Here is a 17,099-nt window from a genome sequence, read left to right as displayed (position 1 = left end):
TACCAAATGGCAATCGTGACCGGCGATAAGGCAGCAACGTGGACCGCCTGTTTGCTCCCCTTAGCGCCAAGCTGCGCGATCGTCTGACGCCCCAGTCTCAACAGAGCGCTGAGGTGAAGGACAGTCTCGTCAAGGCTTTATACGCTTCGCCAGCCTCGCTGCTGAGTGGCGCCATATCGGGCGGATCGCTGGGGCTGGTCGTCGCCTGGTATGCGCAGCTGTTGCCCATCACCATCATTTCCGCGCTGATCCTGATCGTGGGGATCAGCCGCTCCATTTCGGCCGTCTATTTTCAGCGGCAGCTGGCGGACAAGGAAGCGCCTGCCAGCCCGATCTGGGGCATGGCCTATGAAACGGGCGCGTGGGTCTATGCTGCGCTGCTGGGGTTGCACGCTTTCGCCACGCTGACCCTGACCGATGCGGCCAGCCTGCATGTGCTCAGCGTGGGGATGGTCGCATCCTATGCCGGCGGTATTTCGGGCCGTAATGCCGGGCGCGTGCATGTGGCCGTGGGGCAGACCTGCTTTTCGCTGCTGCCGACCTCCATCGGCCTCATCATGGCTGGCGGTTTTGGCTATAAGGTTCTGGGCGTCCTGTGTTTCCTGATGATCTTCGCCATGGCGGAAATCACGAAGACGACGCACCGCATCGTGCTCGACGCGCTGCTGGCCAAGAATGAAAAGGCCAATCTCGCCTGGAAATTCGAAAAGCTGGCGCGGTTTGACAGCCTGACCGGCGTCGAAAACCGCATGGCGATGCAGATGCGCCTGCGCGACCTGTTCGATCAGCGGCGCAACGACCATGAAGCCATGGCCGTTTTGTGGATGGACCTCGACCGGTTCAAGGAAATCAACGACACGCTGGGCCATATCGTGGGCGATCAGCTGCTGTGTCAGGTGGCGCAGCGGCTGAACAATGCCGTCAGCGGGCGCGGCCATGTGGCGCGTTTTGGCGGCGATGAATTCATCGTCATCTGCCCCCATGCCGATCGCGTCGTCGCCGAATCGGTGGCGAGCGACGTCATGCGCGAATTTGGCGATCCGTTCGAAGCGGGTGGGCATAATCTGATCGTCACCGCGTCCATGGGCATTGCGGTGGCACCGGCCGATGGCCGCGATGGCGATGAACTGCTGCAACATGCGGACCTTGCCCTCTATCAGTCCAAACATGGTGGCCGTAACCGGCACAGCCGCTTCAACTGGAGCATGAAGGAACGGCAGAACCGCGTCTATGAACTGGAGGCGGGGCTGCGTACCGCGCTGGCCAACGGCGATTTGCGGCTCCATTATCAGCCGATATTCAATACCGAAACGGGGCGCATCGTCATCTGCGAAGCGCTGATGCGATGGACCCACCCACGGTTGGGGCCGATTTCCCCCGGCGAGTTCATTCCCATCGCGGAGAGTAGCTCGCTGATCGAGCCGATCACCATGTGGGCGCTGGAGCGCGCCTGCATGGACGCCATGGCCTGGGACGAGGATATTCGCGTCGCCGTCAACATCTCGCCCGCGCTCATCAAGAGCGAGGGCCTTTCGCGTTCCGTGGTCGGCGCGTTGCTAAAGGCCGGGATGCGCGCGCGGCGGCTGGAGCTGGAGGTCACCGAATCGACCTTCCTGGAAGATGACGGGCGCACGCACCTGATCCTGGCCGAATTGCGCAGGATCGGGCTGCGGCTGGCGCTGGACGATTTCGGGACCGGCTATTCCTCGCTTGGGTCGCTGCGATCCCATGCCTTCGACACCATCAAGGTGGATCAGAGCTTCATGCGCGGGGTCGGCGAAAATCCGCGCGATCGCGCGATTGCGCAATCGGTGGCTTATCTGGCTCATTCGCTGGATGTGGAAACGGTGGCCGAAGGGATCGAAACCGAAGAACAGCTGCGTTATGCGCGCGAAGTCGGTTTCACCAATGTTCAGGGGTTCGTACTGGCCAAGCCCATGCCGGTCGAAGACCTACTGGACCTGATGGCCCGCATGCAGTTGCAGGGGCAGGATATGGTCGGCCTGATCCACGACCGCAAATCAGCCTGAGGTCGCCGCCGGACGGCAGGTCCGGCGACGAAATGGCCCATCGTCAGCGCGTCAGCCGCGTCTGGGCAGAGGCAAGGCGGCGCATCATCCGCATGTCCTTCAGGTCGATCTTGACCGCCGAAGCGGCCCAGTTTTCGACGATGTCCTTCAATTCGTCATAATCGAGGGGATCGACCCGACGCCCGGCCTGAAACACGCCGACATGGCCCGAATGATGGGCGCGGGTGGACTGGATATGATCGCGCACCGCCGCTTCGCCTTCGCCATCTTCCACCAGCTTGTGAACGATGCCCATGTCATACATTTCTTCGGCGCTGTAGACCTTACCCGACAGGATCATGCGTTCCGCCATCAATCGGCCGAGCTTACGAGCCAGAATGGAATAGGCACCCATGCCGGGGAACAGGCCAAACAGCATTTCGGGCAGGCCGAAACGGGCGCTGCGTTCGGCGATCACCATGTCGAAACACAGTAGCGCTTCGAATCCGCCGCCCAGTGCGTCCCCCTGCGCCAATGCGATGGAAATCACCGGCATGTCGCCATTGCGCCATGTCCGGTTCACCACGTCGATACAGGCATGGCCATAATCGATCAGGCCGGGCAGGTCGCCGCGTTCGATGCAACCGGCAAACAGTTCCAGATCGCCGCCAAGGTTGAACACGCCGGGAAAGCGCGATCCGGCGACCAGATATTTGATCGGCAATTGCCCGGCGTCGAACAGCCGCTTGCTTTCGACATACCATGTTCTCACGTCGCGCAGCATCGCCATGGAAAAATTCGGCCGCTCATGGGGAGTCATGAACGCCCATAATGTTTCCAGCGGCGCATCCCATTGCACGTCGATCTGGCCCAGATCGAACATCGTCGACAGATTCGCCAATGTTTCATTCTGACTCAGTTTGCTGCTTTCCGTAGCGTCAAAATGCCTTTCCTGCGACGGGAAACGGCTGTCAGATGCCGTATCCAGCTCGCGTCCTGACGCATTAAACCGCCCTGAATCAATCATATGCGACCCCGCTTTTCTATTCCGCGTGAACAGAACAGGCTGACGCGCATGATGCAACGCAACAGATCATGGTTGACAGTGCGTTAACCATTTTAGGGTATGACTGTTGCATCTTCGCCGCCCTAAAAGGTCGCAAAGCGGAGTCGCTGTGGCGCGAAGGACACAAATTACCCGGTTGGGTATGGGCTATTTCGGCGCAGGTCTTTGTTAACCTTTGTTAATTATACGCAGGCCCATGAAAGAACGCCGTCCGACGACCCACCGCGTTACCCTAGCCCTCCACGATGAGGATGGCACGCCATGGCCCCTGCGGCTTTCGGCGGACTGCCTGCGTTTCATCGGTCCCTATCGCCGGGTCGACGGGTTCAATATCGATGCGATGGCCCTGTTTGAAGGCGTACGCCGGGCGGGGTGATCCCGCCATTCTTGAAACCGGGCCGCTTCGCCTTTAGAGCGCGGCGATGACCAAAACTCGTTTCTCCTTCTCGATCAGCGCGACCGATGGCAAGGCGCGGACCGGCGCGATCCAGATGCAGCGCGGCGAAATCCGCACGCCTGCCTTCATGCCCGTGGGTACTGCTGCCACCGTCAAGGCGCTGCGCCCGGCGGAAGTGCGCGCGACGGGCGCCGACATCATCCTTGGCAACACCTATCATCTGATGCTGCGGCCGGGCGCCGAACGTATGGCGCGGCTGGGTGGCCTGCATGGCTTCATGGGCTGGGACCGGCCGATCCTGACCGACAGCGGCGGCTATCAGGTGATGAGCCTGTCTGCGCTGACCAAGATGAGCGAGGAGGGCGTCGCCTTTTCCAGCCATATAGACGGGTCGAAACATATGCTGACGCCCGAACGGTCGATGGAAATCCAGCGGCTGCTGGACAGCGACATCGTCATGGCATTCGACGAATGCACGAAAAATGGCGCGACCCATGATGAGGCGGCGAAATCCATGGAACGCTCCATGCGCTGGGCGAAGCGGTCGCGCGAGGGATTTGATGCGGGCGGCGACCATGCGGATCGCGCCGCTCTTTTCGGCATCCAGCAGGGATCGCTGGACGAAGGGCTGCGCCGCATATCGGCGGACAAGCTGATCGACATCGGCTTCGACGGCTATGCCGTTGGCGGGTTGGCCGTGGGGGAGGGGCAGGAAGCGATGTTCGCCACACTGGACTTCGCGCCCGACATGCTGCCGCAGGACAAACCCCGCTATCTGATGGGCGTAGGCAAGCCCGACGACATCGTCGGCGCGGTGGAACGCGGCATCGACATGTTCGATTGCGTGCTGCCGACCCGGTCGGGCCGTAACGGGCAGGCCTTTACCTGGGCCGGGCCGCTCAACATCCGCAATGCCAAATTCAACGAGGATCAGGGTCCGCTCGACCCGCGCTGCGGTTGCCCGGTCTGCGCGACATGGAGCCGCGCCTATCTGCATCATCTTGTGAAGGCGGGGGAAATGCTGGGCGCCATGTTGATGACGCAGCATAATATCCATTTCTATCAGGAGCTGATGCAGGGGCTGCGCGACAATATCGCCGCGGGCACCCTGACCCGTTTCACGGCCGATTTCCGCCGGGATTACCAGCGGGTCTGACGGTTCGGATCAGGGAATGACAGTGATGGCGATGGCGTAACAGCCCTTTTCGCCATCATAGTCCAGCGGCGCGCGCAGCTGGCGCGACAGGCCGGTCAGCACCCGGCCATAGCGTTCGTCCAGATGGCTGGCCATCGCCTCCGACGTCTTGAGACCGGACGATCGCACCATCAACTGCGCCCGGTCGTCACGGCCCGGCTCCAGCTGCACCGATATGCGCATCGACGCCGTAGGCGCCTGCATCATCGCCAGTTCGACCAGTTCGGTCAGCAGAAATGCGATGGGTACGGCGACATCCTGACTGATGTGCAGATTGTCACTGTCGATCTGGATCGCGAAGCGGCGGGCGGCGGCGGGGGCGGTGCCGCGCAGGCTGGCCGACAATTCGCTGATCAGCGGGCGGACGCCCACGCCGCGATTTTCCTCCAGCTCGGCAAAATGATTGCGGTGGACGACCGACAGCGCATCGACTCGGCGCTGGATCGACGCATAGGCTTCTATCGCCTCCGCCTCATGCGCGGATCGGGCATGCAGGTTGATCAGGCTGGCGATGATCTGAAGGTTGTTCTTGACCCGGTGATGCACTTCGCGCGTCAATTTGCGCTGGGTGTCCAGGCTGTCGGCCATCTCCGCCTCATGCGTGGCGACATCCTTGCTGATTTCATGGAATGTCTCGCCCAGCGCCATGATCTCCTGCGCAGGGGTCCGCAACCGCTGCAACGGCTCCAGAACCTGACCGGGCTGATAGGATGCGACGACGCGGCGCAACAGCACCAGCGGACGGATCAGCAGCCGGTTGACCACGAACCATCCGATCGCGGCGGCGGCGAACCACATGACCAGCGGCAGGAACAGCGACAACAGCCGCGCCAGCGTGGCGGGCGGTTCGCGCACCGTCATGGTCAGCAATATGTCGGGCGGATCGAGCCGTGCCGACAGGCTGGTACCATGGCCCGCAACATCGCCATGTGACCGGCTGACCAGCAGCTGCTGCTGGCCCTGATGCAGGCTGAGCTGCCGATTTTGCAGCGCGGTGGCCGGATCGGCGACGCTTTCCAGATGCGCGCGCGAATAATAGGACAGCGCGACGAACCGGCCGTTGCCGCTGCGGACCCGGCTGACGAGGTGGTTGGGCAGCAATGTCGCGATCGGCCGGGCGAAACGGTCGGCAGGGGCTATCCCTGCCGGTTCGCGCTGCGACGAACTGCAAATCCGGCGGCCTTCCCGATCATAGATGTAAAATTGCCCGCCTTCCGTATCATGCGACGTCAGGAAAAAGGACAGCCGCCGACACATGCCCTTGTCCGCCGCATTATTGGCCATGGCGTTGACGGTAATTTCCAGCGCTGTGCGATCCGATTGCAGATCGGCGGTCAGCTTGCGCGCGCTTTGCGTCACGGCCACGCGCAGCAGGGCTTCCTTTTCAAGATCGGCGGTGCGGATCGCCTGAAGCGATGCGATCAGCGCGATCAGCCCCAGCGGCAACAAGGCCAGAGTCAGGATGAGGAACATCTTGACGCCGGTGGACCGGAAAAAATGCAGCAACGGCCCGACCATCAATCGGGCAGTCGGAGGAAGGCTTCCCCCCATCATGGCCGTATCAGTCCAGCTTGCTCAGCAGATCCAGCATTTCGGACGGAATATCCTCGTCCACGGCGCGCTGATAAACGGTGCGCAGCGCCTGCGACACGTGATTATCCTCTTTTCCCGGAGCAGGCTGAGCCTTTTGTCGCCCCGCGGCGCTTTTCGCCTGCGCCTTGCGGGGTGCGGTTGCGGCAGTCTCGTCATTACCTGCCACGTCCCGCTCCGTCGTTGAAGAAACCAAAACCAGCCCCTTTGCAGTCATTACCGCCATCCCGGTTCGCCCGTTTCGCGGGTTTGCGTCATGACGTCAATTCGTACAACCGTGCAATCCATGGGAAATTCACGATAGCGTCGAAAAAACCATATGGATGCGAAACAAATCCGTCCGTCGTTGGTTCCCCACCATCGAAGCATTTTTTACGCCGGGCGCATCAGCGCGGCTTTTGGGGCATCGGGGGGTTGTCATGACGGCATCGACATTCCATCCTTCCAGTGGTTCCCATGCTTCGGGACAATCATGCCCCGACGGGCAGGGAGAAGACTAGAAAATGTCGCTTGGACAGCAACTGCACCCTCACCTTCCGTTTCTGCGGCGCTATGCGCGGGCGCTGACCGGCAGCCAGACCCATGGCGATGCCTATGTCCGCGCGGCGCTGGAAGCCATCGTCGCAGCACCGGAGGAATTTCCCAGCGACGTCGACCCGCGCCTCGGCCTTTACAAGACGTTTCAGGCGATTTGGTCTTCCTCGCATCTGGAGGATCTGCCCTCGTCCGCTGGCGCCGGTCGCGAAGCCGTGGCGCAGGCGCGCCTTGCCCGGCTGACCCCGCTGCCGCGTCAGGCGCTGTTACTGACCGCGCTGGAAGGCTTCACCGTCGATGACGTCGCCTATCTGATCGGCCTCAACAGCAATGATGTCGAGGCGCTGGTCGAAGAAGCGCTGGGCGAGATCGAGTTGCAGACGCGCGCGAAAGTGCTGATCATCGAGGATGAACCGATCATCGCGATGGACATCGAAACCATCGTCCGTGATCTGGGCCATGACGTTACCGCCATTGCCGTGACCCGCGAAGATGCCGTGCGCGAAGCGCTGGCGGATCGTCCGGGCCTGGTGCTGGCCGACATTCAGCTGGCCGACGACAGCAGCGGCATCGACGCGGTGAAGGATATTCTGGCCGAATTTTCCGTGCCCGTCATCTTCATCACGGCCTTTCCCGAACGTCTGCTGACGGGCGAGCGTCCGGAACCCACCTTCCTTATCACCAAGCCGTTCCAGCGTTCGACGGTAAAGGCGTCGATTTCGCAGGCGTTGTTCTTTGATGAGGCGACCGCCCCGGCCTGAACTTCGCGCCTGAACATAAAGCAGGCAGAATTTACGGAACCCCGGTCGTGGCGCTGCGTTAATCATGCGTAACGATCGGGAGACACGTTATGACCGAACCGGAAAAGCATATCGATGCAGAGGATGCTCGCGCAGGCGAAACCCCTCATGTCGTTCGCTATGTCCTCGGCATCTCGTTGGCTCTGGCCGTCATTGCCATGCTTTTCGTGCTGTGGCGGTAGACGGGAAGATGGTCTTTTACAGTGATCGGTTTAGGGTACGGATGCGCTTATGGCTTTGACGACGTCGGTTCATGCGGCGAGGGCGAGTGGCGGCACGGGAGTGGCTCCCATGGATGAAGACGTTGGCGAAATCGGCGGTATCGAAGAACGGGCCGCCTTGTCCGACTCGGATTTCAAGCGGGAACTGGCAGCCGTCATTCCGCATCTGCGCGCATTCGGCCGATCGCTGTCGGGTAACCGCGATGTTGCCGATGATCTGGTGCAGGAAACCCTGCTGAAGGCATGGGCTGCGCGTAACCGGTTTCAGGCGGGCACCAACATGCGTGCCTGGACATTCATCATCCTGCGCAACCATTATCTGTCGCAAATGCGCCGTTCGCGCTTCCGTGGCGATTGGGACGATCTGACGGCGGAACGCATATTGGCGGCTCCGGCGGGGCAGGACAAGCATGTCGAACTATCCGACATGCAGCGTGCCCTGCTGCAATTGCCGCAGCCTCAGCGTGAAGCGTTGATCCTGGTCGGTGCCGGCGGTTTCGCCTATGAAGAGGCCGCTGAAATCTGCGGTGTCGCCGTGGGCACTATCAAGAGCCGCGTTGCGCGCGGTCGGGCGGCGCTGGAACAGATTATGGAAAATGGCGACCTGCCATCGCGGCGCAGTCAGGAAACGACGGATTCGGCGGTGCTGGACGAAATCATGGATGACGTCGATCGCCTGAGCCGTGGTCGCAGCATTGGCAATGACGCTGGCGGTGAAGAAGAGGAATGACTGGAACGATCGCGCTCCGCCATCCGTTTAACGGATAAAGGAGCCGTTCCATGGCCGATCTTACCCCTCCGCATGACCCCGCGCCGCCGCACCATGTTTCGGCGGCGCCGCAATCCCATGGCGGCGGCGTCGTTTTTGGGCTTGTCGCTCTGGCGCTTGTCTTGGCCATCGGCTTTTTTTATCTGACCAATGATCGGCGCGACGATATGCGCGCGGACAAGGTGACGCAGGCGGCGGGAGCGGTTGATGACGCGGCCCGTGTCGTGGGCGACGCGGCTCAAAATGCGGCCGACGCCCTGCGCAATCAGGACTGATCCGTCCCAAGGCGGGGCCGGACTGAACCTCCATCCTGTCCCGTCATCCCGGCATGACGCATCGCAGCGATAAACAGTTGTGATGCGATTTAGCATTTCTTTGCCAATTTACGCCATGGTGTGCGCACTGTCGGAATATCTTACGGTTCTTGTAAGAAAGTCCGGCTCTCTGGAACAGGGTACGCCGACCGGCGGCCAGCAGGACATGCGCGACAATGATAAGGCTGTTCAAACATTATGTGCCGCACGCGGTGCTGCTGCTGGGACTGCTCGATTTCGCGCTGTTGCTGAGCGCAGCTGAAGGCGGGTGGATATTGCGCGCGCGTCAGATCGGCATGGATGTCGATCATGTCATGACCCGCATGGGACCGCTGCTCAGCTTCGCCATATCGATTCAGACCGCGATGATCGCCGTGGGCGTCTATGGCGTCGAATCGCTGCAATCGATCCGTTTCGCCTTTGCGCGCCTGCTGGTGGCGGTGTCGCTGGGCGTCATATTCCTGTCGGTGCTCTATTTCCTGCTGCCGGGCATGACCTTGTGGCGCTCCAATTCGCTCTACGCCATGGGCCTTGCCATGGGCCTGCTGGTGACGGTGCGCCTGCTGCTCGGTTCCATGCTGGGCGGTGAAGCGTTCAAGCGGCGGCTTGTGGTTCTGGGCGCGGGCAATCGTGCCAACCGCATCAAGGAACTGGAACGGCGGCGCGGCGCGGGTTTTCTGGTGGTCGGCTTCATCGCGATGAATGACGGGCCTCAGGTGATCCCCGAAGCGATCAATCGCGATGCCGTCTATAATCTGTCGGATTTCGTCGTGCGGCTGAACGCCAGCGAAGTGGTGCTGGCGCTGGAGGAACGGCGCAACGCGCTGCCTTTGCAGGATCTGCTGCGCATCAAGACGACCGGTGTCCATGTGAACGAGATTTCGACCTTCCTCGAACGTGAAACGGGGCGCGTCGATCTGGCCAGCGTCAATCCCAGCTGGCTGATCTTTTCGGATGGCTTTTCCGCCGGTCGCCGCCTGTCCAGCATGGCCAAGCGGCTGTTCGACATCATCGCCAGTTCCATCCTGCTGGCGCTGACCGGTCCGGTCATCCTGCTGGCCGCCATTTTGGTGAAGCTCGACAGCAAGGGGCCGGCTTTCTACCGGCAGCAGCGCGTCGGCCTATACGGGCAGGAATTCTGGATCATCAAATTGCGCACGATGCGGCTGGACGCCGAAGTCGATGGCAAGGCGGTCTGGGCCGAAAAGGACGATCCGCGCATCACCCGCCTTGGCTATTGGCTGCGCAAATTGCGCATCGATGAACTGCCCCAGACATGGACGGTGCTGAAGGGCGAAATGAGCTTCGTCGGCCCGCGCCCGGAACGGCGCCAGTTTGTCGAGGACCTGGAGCAGCATCTGCGCTATTATGCCGAACGGCATATGGTAAAGCCCGGCATTACCGGCTGGGCGCAGATCAACTATCCTTATGGCGCGTCGATAGAAGATGCGCGCAACAAGCTGGAATATGATCTTTATTACGCGAAAAACTATACGCCGTTTCTGGACCTTCTGATCCTGATCCAGACCCTGCGCGTCGTGCTCTGGCCTGACGGCGCACGCTGACGGGCGGACCGGGATGGGCGCGCTCCTTCAATTTGTCGGCGACTGGGGCCATGCACTGGCCGCCGTGCTGTTCGCCGCGCTCGGCATTTTCCTGCTGCGTCGACGCGGTGAAGCGCCCGAACCGCGCCTGCTGGCGGCGGCGCTGCTGCTGACGTCCTGCTGGGCGCTGTACGTGTCCTTCGGCGGCGTGTCGAAACCCCTGTCGGGCATTGGCGAGTGCATCCGCAACGCGGCATGGCTGCTCGCCATCTACGTCATGCTGCGCCGTGGTCCGGTGGGCCGGGCCGGGCCGACCGGCGCGGTGACGCCCGTCTATCTGGTGATTGCCGGGCTGCTCCTGATCCAGACCGTCATCGATCTGATCGGGCAGCAATTGTCGCCGTTCAGCGACCTGTATCATGCGCTGGTCACCTGTTCGGCGATTTTGCGCATGATGACCGCCATCGGCAGCATATTGCTCGTGCATCATCTCTACACGGCCTGGCCATCGCGCGAGCGGGGCGGGGTGGCGTTGCTGCTGGGGTCGCTGGCGGCGATGTGGACCTATGACCTCAGCCTCTATGCCGTCAGTTGGTTCGCGCCCCATCGCGTAAACGAACTCTATGCGTTGCGCGGCCTGCTGATGGCGCTGGTCGCGCCCGTTATCGCGATCGGCATGCGCAAGGATATGGCGGGGCGCCTTCGCCTGTCGCGGACGATCACCTTTCAGTCGCTGTCCATCGTCGCGGTCGGCCTGTATGTCGGCGTGCTGGCGGCTGCGGCCGTGCTGATCGAACTGATCGCCGGACCCTATGCGCGGGTGGTGGAAATCGGCGCGGTCTTCTTCACCGCCGTCACCGCGCTGGTGCTGTTGCCATCGCCGCGTCTGCGCGCGTTGTGGAAAGTGCAGGTCGCCAAGCATTTCTTCCAGCATCGCTATGACTATCGTACCGAATGGATGCGCTTTGGCGACACCATCGGCCGTCCGGGGGAGGATGCCGCGCCGCTGGGACAGCGTGTGGCAAAGGCGGTGGCGGACATCACTGATTCGCCCGCCGCGATATTGTTCCTGCGCGACGATCATGGTGGTCTGAGTTTCGAAACGCACTGGAACTGGGCGGGTGACATGCCCGATACCGACATGATCGGGCCGGTCACCGTCACCCAGCTGGAAAAGACCGGCTGGATCGTAGACCTCGCCAAGCCCAAGGGCGGGGATGGCACCCTTATCCTGCCGTCATGGCTGCTGGAGGACGGGCGCATCTGGGCGCTGGTGCCGCTGATCCATTATGGTCGCATGATCGGTGCATTGCTGCTGGCGCGACCGCCCATCGACCGGCGGCTGGATTGGGAAGATTTCGACATGTTGCGCGCCGCGGGGCGCCAGGCCGCGACCCATATCAGCGAAGCGCAGGGGCAACGGGCGCTGGACGATGCCCAGCGTTTCGACGAGTTCAACCGCCGCTTCGCCTTCATCATTCATGACGTCAAAAATCTGGTCAGCCAGTTGTCGCTCCTGTCCCGCAATGCGGAACGGCATGCGGACAATCCCGACTTTCGCGCCGACATGGTCCTGACGCTCAGGGAATCGGTCGGAAAGATGAACGACATGCTCGCCCGCCTGTCGCAACATAATAAGGCGCGCGCCGAAGAGCCGCGTCCCATGGCGCTTATCGCCATGCTGAAACAGGTCGCCCGCACCCGCGCGCGGCTGCACCCCGTCCATGTCAGCGGCGATGCGCCGCCCGCCTTGGCCGACCCGGTCCGTTTCGAACAGATCGTCACCCATCTGCTGCAAAATGCGATCGACGCCAGTGTGCCCGACAGTCCGGTCGACCTGCGCCTGTCGGCCGATGCGACCCACGCCATTGTGGAGGTGGTGGACAGGGGCACCGGCATGAGCGCGGAATATATCCGCCGTGACCTGTTCAAACCCTTTTCCTCCAGCAAGGCGGCGGGCTTTGGCCTGGGTGCCTTTGAAGCCCGTACGCTGGCGCAGGCCATGGGCGGACGCATCGAGGTGGAAAGCAAGCCCGGCGTCGGCAGCCGTTTCACATTGCGCCTGCCGCTGGCGCCCCGCACTGACGACAAGGAAAAGGCCGCCTGATGAGCGACACTCGCCCCAAATTGCTGATCGTGGAGGATGATCCGGGCCTTCAGCGCCAGTTGCGCTGGGCCTATGAGGATTATCAACTGTTCATCGCGGGCGATCGTCAGGAAGCGATCGAGATGCTGCGCGCAGAAACGCCCGATGTGGTGACGCTGGACCTTGGCCTGCCGCCCGATCCCGATGGGACGAGCGAGGGTTTCGCCACGCTCGCCGAAATGTTGCAGATCAAGCCCGATACAAAAATCATCGTCGCGTCGGGCCATGGCGCGCGGGAAAGCGCGCTGGATGCGATTTCGGGCGGCGCTTACGACTTTTACCAGAAACCGGTCGATATTGACGAACTGGGCCTGATCGTGCGCCGCGCCTTTCACGTCCATGCGCTGGAGCGGGAAAATGCGCGGCTGGCCGCAGTCGCGCCGGACGATGCTCGCGTGCTGGGCCGGATCATTTCCGGCGCGCCCGAAATGATGAAGGTTGCCCGCACCATCGAACGGGTCGCCAGCGCGCAGGTGTCCGTCCTGCTGCTGGGCGCCAGCGGCACCGGCAAGGAATTGCTGGCGCAGGGGCTGCATGACGCCAGCCCGCGCCGCGACGGCGCATTCGTCGCGATCAATTGCGCGGCGATTCCCGAAACCCTTCTGGAATCGGAATTGTTCGGCCATGAAAAGGGCGCCTTTACCGGCGCGATCAAGACGACGCCGGGCAAGATCGAACAGGCGCAGGGCGGCACATTGTTCCTGGACGAAGTGGGCGACATCCCGCTCGCCCTGCAGGTCAAATTGCTGCGCTTCCTTCAGGAACGGGTGATCGAACGGATCGGCGGGCGACAGCCCATTGCGGTCGATACGCGGATCGTGTGCGCCACCCACCAGAATCTGGAACAGATGATCGCAGCAGGCAGCTTTCGTGAAGACCTCTATTATCGTCTCGCCGAAATCGTCGTGCGCATTCCTGCGCTCAAGGACCGTCCCGGCGATCCGGCGCTGCTGGCGCGCCATTTCCTCACCCGCTTCGCCCGCGACATGAACCCGCAGGTCAAGGGGCTGGCGCCCGATGCGCTGACGGCGCTGGATGCGTGGAACTGGCCTGGCAATGTGCGGGAACTGGAAAATCGCGTGAAGCGCGCCGTCATCATGGCCGATGGCAAGATGATCACGGCGGCGGACCTCGACCTGGACGATGAACAGGCCGATGGCGGCGATCTGGTCAACCTGAAGGCCGCGCGCGAAATGGCCGATCGTCGCGCCATTCGCCGCGCCATCGCGCGGACCGACGGCAATATTTCGGGCGCGGCCAAGATGCTGGGGATCAGCCGTCCGACGCTCTACGATCTGTTGAAACAATATCGGATGCAGGGATAAGCTGCGATGCGTCGATCCAGCCTGATCCTGATCGCGGTCATCGCTTTGTTGGCGCTGGGGGCGGCTGCGCTGATCCAGTGGCGTGCGCATGAACGGGACGGCAGCGCCGCCCTGACGCGCGGGCTAGCGACGCTGGACGCGGGCGACGCGCGCACTGCGCGGGTCGAACTGATGAACGCGATCAAGGGTGATCCGCGATCGGCCATCGCCCATGCGGCGCAGGCGCGCGCGCTGGTGGAGCTGGGCGACGGTACGGGCGCGCAGGCGGCGGTGGAACGCGCGCGGCAATTGGGCGCGCCGCCCGCCGATACCCGCGCCGTCATGGCGCAGGCGCTGCTGTTGCAGGGGGATGTCGATGCCGCCCTGCGGGAAGCGCAGGCCCCCGACATGCCTGAAGACGCGGCCGTTACGGCGGCGCGGGTCATCGGGCGCGCATCGATGGCGCGGGGCGACATGGGCGGCGCACGATCGGCGCTCGACCGGGCGTTGTCGGTTGCGCCAGGCGATCCGGACAATTGGGTGGAGCTTGGCCGTCTGCGCATGGCGATGGGGGATCAGGCAGGGGCGATCATGGCGGCGGACCGGGCCGTTGCGATCAACCCCAATGGCGCAAGGGCGCTGACGCTGCGCGGGGAACTGACGCGCGCGCAATATGGGCTGACGGCATCGCTGCCATGGTTTGAACGGGCGCTGGCGGCCAATCCGGATTCGGTGCCGGTTCTGGAACAATATGCCGCCACGCTGGCCGATGCCGGGCAGGCGAGCGGGATGCTCAGCCTGACCCGCCGCCTGCTGGCGCTCGACCCCGGCAATCCCCGCGCATGGATGATGCAGGCGGTAATGGCGGCGCGAGCGGGGCAGGGCGATCTGGCGCGCAAGCTGCTGGACAGGACGCAGGGGCGAATGGATGGCGAACCTGCGACCCAGCTGTTGCGCGGTGTCCTGCAATTGCAGGATGGCAATGCCGTGCTGGCAATGCAGGCGCTGGCGCCGCTGGTCGATATGCAGCCCGACAATCGTACCGCCCGCACGTTGCTGGCGCGGGCTTATCATATGGTTGGCGACTTCGCGTCCGCCGCGACGGTGCTGGCGCCCATCGTGGCCCAGCGCGATGCCGATCCCTATGCGCTGACCTTCGCCGCGCGCGTGCAGGAGGCATTGGGTGACAGGGAGATGGCGGACGACATGCTGACGCGCGCTGCATGGCCGGTGCGGGCGTCCGCCGACGCCTTTGCCAGCGCGCAGGATGGCGGCATTGCGGCCGGACCGGCACCGGCGAACAGCGCCACCGCCCGCGACAATATCCCCTATATCCGCGCCTTGCTGAGTAGCGGCCGCAATGCGGATGCCGCTGCTCGCGCGGCCTTGCTCGCGCGTGCCAATCCCGGCGCGCCTGACGCATGGCTGATATGGGGCGATACGCTGGTGGCCGCGGGGCAACCGCAACGGGCGATGCGCGCCTATGAAGCGGCGGCCAACATCCGTTTCGATCGTGGCGCCGCGCTCAGAATGGCGGCAGGCTGGGTGGCTGTCGGCAATATGGGGCAGGCGCGGCAGGTGGTGCAGCTGTTCCTCAGCCAGAATCCCGATGATGTGGAGGCGCAGCGCGTGGCCGCTACATTGGCGATGCAGGCGCAGGACTGGCGCGGTGCGATGCAGATGCTGGCGGCCGTGCGTGCCCGCATTGGCGATAATGACGCCGTGCTGATGGCCGATCTCGCCCGCGTGGCGCTGGAAAATGGAGATCGGACGACGGCGCGCGCCTATGCGGCCCATGCCTATCGCCTGATGCCCGCCAATCCGGTGATGGCCGATATGTTTGGCTGGATATTGCTGCGGACCGGGGACAAGGGGCCGACGACGGTCGACCTGCTGGAAAAAGCGGTTGCGCAGGCCCCCGACGCTCCGCTGTTCCAGCTGCATCTGGGGCAGGCCTATGCGGTGGCCGGACGCAGGGAGGAGGCGAAGCTGGCCCTTCATCGCGCAGCGCAGGCCCCGAACTTCTCCGGTCATCAGGACGCGGCGGATGCCCTTGCGAAATTATGAAATGACCCGGCGGATCGGGATGGCAAGGCGGCAGACGGCCCGCTGATCACGGCACGGCCTGACGCGCGCGAATGATCAGGCTTTCAGCAGATCCAGATCGTCGATCCGCAGGCCCAGCCGGCGAATCTGCGCGGCGACTGGTGGCCATACGCTATCCAGAAAGCGTTCGCGTTCCGCTTCCCGCAGGCGACGGGTTGCGCCATCGGCGACGAACATGCCGACGCCGCGTTTGACGACGACCAGCCCATCGTCCTGAAAACTCTGATAGGCCTTCGCCACCGTCAGCGGATTGGCGCCCTGCGTCGCGGCAAAGGCGCGCACCGATGGCAACAGGTCACCATCGGCATAGTCTCCATCCAGAATGGAGGCGGCGATAATCTCTCTCAGGCGGAGATAGACGGGTTTGGATTCGTCAGCCATAGTGCATCAGTGCCATAATACAGCCATGCGCGTCAATCGGCATGCGCTGTTCGGCAAAGCGTTGCCTTCGCAATTATCTGTCCCATGTCGATACGACAGCGTCATAATCTGGCCGTGGTCGTTCTTCCAGCGGTCGGCCGGGCGTCCCGATGAATATGAAGCCCGCGATTTTCTCGCCATCCTTGCCAAAGGCATCCCGCACATCGTCGTTGAAGGTTGGCCATCCTGTCAGCCACCCGCCCGCAAAGCCCAGCGCGTGGGTTGCATGCAGCAGGTTCATGATCGCCGCGCCTGCGGACAATTCCTGTTCCCACAGCGGAATCTTGCTGCCCGCCACCGGGGTGGAAAGCGCCACGATCAACGTCGGCGCCTGTCGCGCAAACTGGTGCATCGCTTCGATCTCCAGCCGACCGGCATCGGGCTTTTCGGTGCGATAGGCCGTCTCCAGCAGCGCGGCCAGCGCATCGCGGCGATCCTGCGGCACGATGACGAACCGCCACGGCGCCAGCTTGCCATGATCGGGCGTGCGCAGCGCCACTTCCAGTATCTGCCGGATCTGCGCGTCGTCGGGACCGGGGGCGATCAGGTCGCGGGGTTTGCCCGAACGACGAGTCTGGAGCAGGGCGAGCGGGGAGGAGAGGTCGTTGAACATCGCCATGACAGATGGCGCGCGCGCGTTGCGGGCGCAAGGGAGGGCGGCCTTTTTAACTAGCCTCCCTTTTG

Annotated in this window: 16 protein-coding genes; 11 read left to right on the top strand and 5 right to left on the bottom strand. The window is 63.0% G+C overall.

Annotated elements, in window-relative coordinates:
- Positions 1 to 38 precede the first annotated feature (38 nt).
- Complete coding sequence (locus tag ACOJSJ_RS04245) at positions 39 to 2,030, top strand: putative bifunctional diguanylate cyclase/phosphodiesterase (RefSeq protein WP_420143743.1); 1,992 nt, start codon at positions 39 to 41, stop codon at positions 2,028 to 2,030.
- A 43-nt stretch (positions 2,031 to 2,073) separates the two neighbouring features.
- Here the strand turns inward: ACOJSJ_RS04245 and ACOJSJ_RS04240 are convergent, their stop codons facing one another.
- Complete coding sequence (locus ACOJSJ_RS04240) at positions 2,074 to 2,910, bottom strand: crotonase/enoyl-CoA hydratase family protein (RefSeq protein ID WP_420143742.1); 837 nt, start codon at positions 2,908 to 2,910, stop codon at positions 2,074 to 2,076.
- Positions 2,911 to 3,271: 361 nt separating this feature from the next.
- Between ACOJSJ_RS04240 and ACOJSJ_RS04235 the strand changes: the two genes are divergently transcribed.
- A complete protein-coding gene (locus ACOJSJ_RS04235) occupies positions 3,272 to 3,451 on the top strand; it encodes a hypothetical protein (protein ID WP_420143741.1) in 180 nt (59 codons plus the stop codon).
- Between the two features lie 46 nt (positions 3,452 to 3,497).
- Positions 3,498 to 4,628 (top strand): tRNA guanosine(34) transglycosylase Tgt, encoded by a 1,131-nt coding sequence (gene tgt / locus ACOJSJ_RS04230; protein ID WP_420143740.1) that lies wholly within the window; start codon positions 3,498 to 3,500, stop codon positions 4,626 to 4,628.
- A gap of 9 nt (positions 4,629 to 4,637) precedes the next feature.
- Here the strand turns inward: tgt and ACOJSJ_RS04225 are convergent, their stop codons facing one another.
- Together ACOJSJ_RS04225 and ACOJSJ_RS04220 are read right to left on the bottom strand one after the other, a co-directional pair.
- Positions 4,638 to 6,140, bottom strand: a complete 1,503-nt coding sequence (locus tag ACOJSJ_RS04225) for a sensor histidine kinase (RefSeq protein ID WP_420143769.1) — start codon at positions 6,138 to 6,140, stop codon at positions 4,638 to 4,640.
- Positions 6,141 to 6,228: 88 nt separating this feature from the next.
- Positions 6,229 to 6,474, bottom strand: coding sequence for a NepR family anti-sigma factor (locus tag ACOJSJ_RS04220; protein WP_420143739.1), 246 nt, complete (start codon positions 6,472 to 6,474; stop codon positions 6,229 to 6,231).
- A gap of 286 nt (positions 6,475 to 6,760) precedes the next feature.
- Between ACOJSJ_RS04220 and ACOJSJ_RS04215 the strand changes: the two genes are divergently transcribed.
- The 8 genes from ACOJSJ_RS04215 (at position 6,761) to ACOJSJ_RS04180 (ending at position 15,956) form a co-directional block, all read left to right on the top strand.
- Positions 6,761 to 7,552: a response regulator gene (locus tag ACOJSJ_RS04215; RefSeq protein ID WP_420143738.1), complete on the top strand. Its 792-nt coding sequence runs from the start codon at positions 6,761 to 6,763 to the stop codon at positions 7,550 to 7,552.
- Between the two features lie 89 nt (positions 7,553 to 7,641).
- Positions 7,642 to 7,773: a hypothetical protein gene (locus ACOJSJ_RS04210; protein ID WP_420143737.1), complete on the top strand. Its 132-nt coding sequence runs from the start codon at positions 7,642 to 7,644 to the stop codon at positions 7,771 to 7,773.
- A gap of 109 nt (positions 7,774 to 7,882) precedes the next feature.
- On the top strand, positions 7,883 to 8,542 hold the full coding sequence (locus tag ACOJSJ_RS04205) for a sigma-70 family RNA polymerase sigma factor (RefSeq protein ID WP_420143736.1): 660 nt from the start codon (positions 7,883 to 7,885) through the stop codon (positions 8,540 to 8,542).
- Between the two features lie 50 nt (positions 8,543 to 8,592).
- Complete coding sequence (locus ACOJSJ_RS04200) at positions 8,593 to 8,856, top strand: hypothetical protein (RefSeq protein ID WP_420143735.1); 264 nt, start codon at positions 8,593 to 8,595, stop codon at positions 8,854 to 8,856.
- Positions 8,857 to 9,071: 215 nt separating this feature from the next.
- Positions 9,072 to 10,460, top strand: a complete 1,389-nt coding sequence (locus ACOJSJ_RS04195; RefSeq protein WP_420143734.1) for a TIGR03013 family XrtA/PEP-CTERM system glycosyltransferase — start codon at positions 9,072 to 9,074, stop codon at positions 10,458 to 10,460.
- Positions 10,461 to 10,473: 13 nt separating this feature from the next.
- Positions 10,474 to 12,546 carry an XrtA/PEP-CTERM system histidine kinase PrsK gene (gene prsK, locus ACOJSJ_RS04190; protein ID WP_420143733.1) on the top strand — a complete coding sequence of 691 codons (2,073 nt, stop codon included), beginning with the start codon at positions 10,474 to 10,476 and terminating at the stop codon, positions 12,544 to 12,546.
- A complete protein-coding gene (gene prsR / locus ACOJSJ_RS04185) occupies positions 12,546 to 13,910 on the top strand; it encodes a PEP-CTERM-box response regulator transcription factor (RefSeq protein ID WP_420143732.1) in 1,365 nt (454 codons plus the stop codon). Before prsK ends, prsR begins: the two co-directional genes overlap by 1 nt.
- A gap of 6 nt (positions 13,911 to 13,916) precedes the next feature.
- On the top strand, positions 13,917 to 15,956 hold the full coding sequence (locus ACOJSJ_RS04180) for a tetratricopeptide repeat protein (RefSeq protein WP_420143731.1): 2,040 nt from the start codon (positions 13,917 to 13,919) through the stop codon (positions 15,954 to 15,956).
- A gap of 75 nt (positions 15,957 to 16,031) precedes the next feature.
- Here ACOJSJ_RS04180 and ACOJSJ_RS04175 read toward each other — a convergent pair whose 3' ends face one another.
- Positions 16,032 to 16,376, bottom strand: coding sequence for a GntR family transcriptional regulator (locus tag ACOJSJ_RS04175; protein ID WP_420143730.1), 345 nt, complete (start codon positions 16,374 to 16,376; stop codon positions 16,032 to 16,034).
- Positions 16,377 to 16,449: 73 nt separating this feature from the next.
- Positions 16,450 to 17,028 carry a nitroreductase family protein gene (locus tag ACOJSJ_RS04170; protein ID WP_420143768.1) on the bottom strand — a complete coding sequence of 193 codons (579 nt, stop codon included), beginning with the start codon at positions 17,026 to 17,028 and terminating at the stop codon, positions 16,450 to 16,452.
- Positions 17,029 to 17,099 lie beyond the last annotated feature (71 nt).

The organism is Sphingobium sp., from assembly GCF_048594625.1.
GTDB lineage: Bacteria > Pseudomonadota > Alphaproteobacteria > Sphingomonadales > Sphingomonadaceae > Sphingobium.
The sequence above is the reverse complement of the archived record's forward strand: the minus strand, read 5'-3'. Positions and strand labels throughout refer to the sequence as shown.

Excerpts from the sequence above, each read along its gene's own strand:
- prsK (WP_420143733.1), top strand. The coding sequence starts at position 10,474 with ATGGGCGCGCTCCTTCAATTTGTCGGCGACTGGGGCCATGCACTGGCC.
- tgt (WP_420143740.1), top strand. The coding sequence starts at position 3,498 with ATGACCAAAACTCGTTTCTCCTTCTCGATCAGCGCGACCGATGGCAAG.
- ACOJSJ_RS04195 (WP_420143734.1), top strand. The coding sequence starts at position 9,072 with ATGATAAGGCTGTTCAAACATTATGTGCCGCACGCGGTGCTGCTGCTG.
- ACOJSJ_RS04225 (WP_420143769.1), bottom strand. The coding sequence starts at position 6,140 with ATGTTCCTCATCCTGACTCTGGCCTTGTTGCCGCTGGGGCTGATCGCG.
- ACOJSJ_RS04175 (WP_420143730.1), bottom strand. The coding sequence starts at position 16,376 with ATGGCTGACGAATCCAAACCCGTCTATCTCCGCCTGAGAGAGATTATC.
- ACOJSJ_RS04235 (WP_420143741.1), top strand. The coding sequence starts at position 3,272 with ATGAAAGAACGCCGTCCGACGACCCACCGCGTTACCCTAGCCCTCCAC.
- ACOJSJ_RS04220 (WP_420143739.1), bottom strand. The coding sequence starts at position 6,474 with ATGACTGCAAAGGGGCTGGTTTTGGTTTCTTCAACGACGGAGCGGGAC.
- ACOJSJ_RS04180 (WP_420143731.1), top strand. The coding sequence starts at position 13,917 with ATGCGTCGATCCAGCCTGATCCTGATCGCGGTCATCGCTTTGTTGGCG.
- prsR (WP_420143732.1), top strand. The coding sequence starts at position 12,546 with ATGAGCGACACTCGCCCCAAATTGCTGATCGTGGAGGATGATCCGGGC.
- ACOJSJ_RS04170 (WP_420143768.1), bottom strand. The coding sequence starts at position 17,028 with ATGTTCAACGACCTCTCCTCCCCGCTCGCCCTGCTCCAGACTCGTCGT.
- ACOJSJ_RS04215 (WP_420143738.1), top strand. The coding sequence starts at position 6,761 with ATGTCGCTTGGACAGCAACTGCACCCTCACCTTCCGTTTCTGCGGCGC.
- ACOJSJ_RS04200 (WP_420143735.1), top strand. The coding sequence starts at position 8,593 with ATGGCCGATCTTACCCCTCCGCATGACCCCGCGCCGCCGCACCATGTT.
- ACOJSJ_RS04205 (WP_420143736.1), top strand. The coding sequence starts at position 7,883 with ATGGATGAAGACGTTGGCGAAATCGGCGGTATCGAAGAACGGGCCGCC.
- ACOJSJ_RS04210 (WP_420143737.1), top strand. The coding sequence starts at position 7,642 with ATGACCGAACCGGAAAAGCATATCGATGCAGAGGATGCTCGCGCAGGC.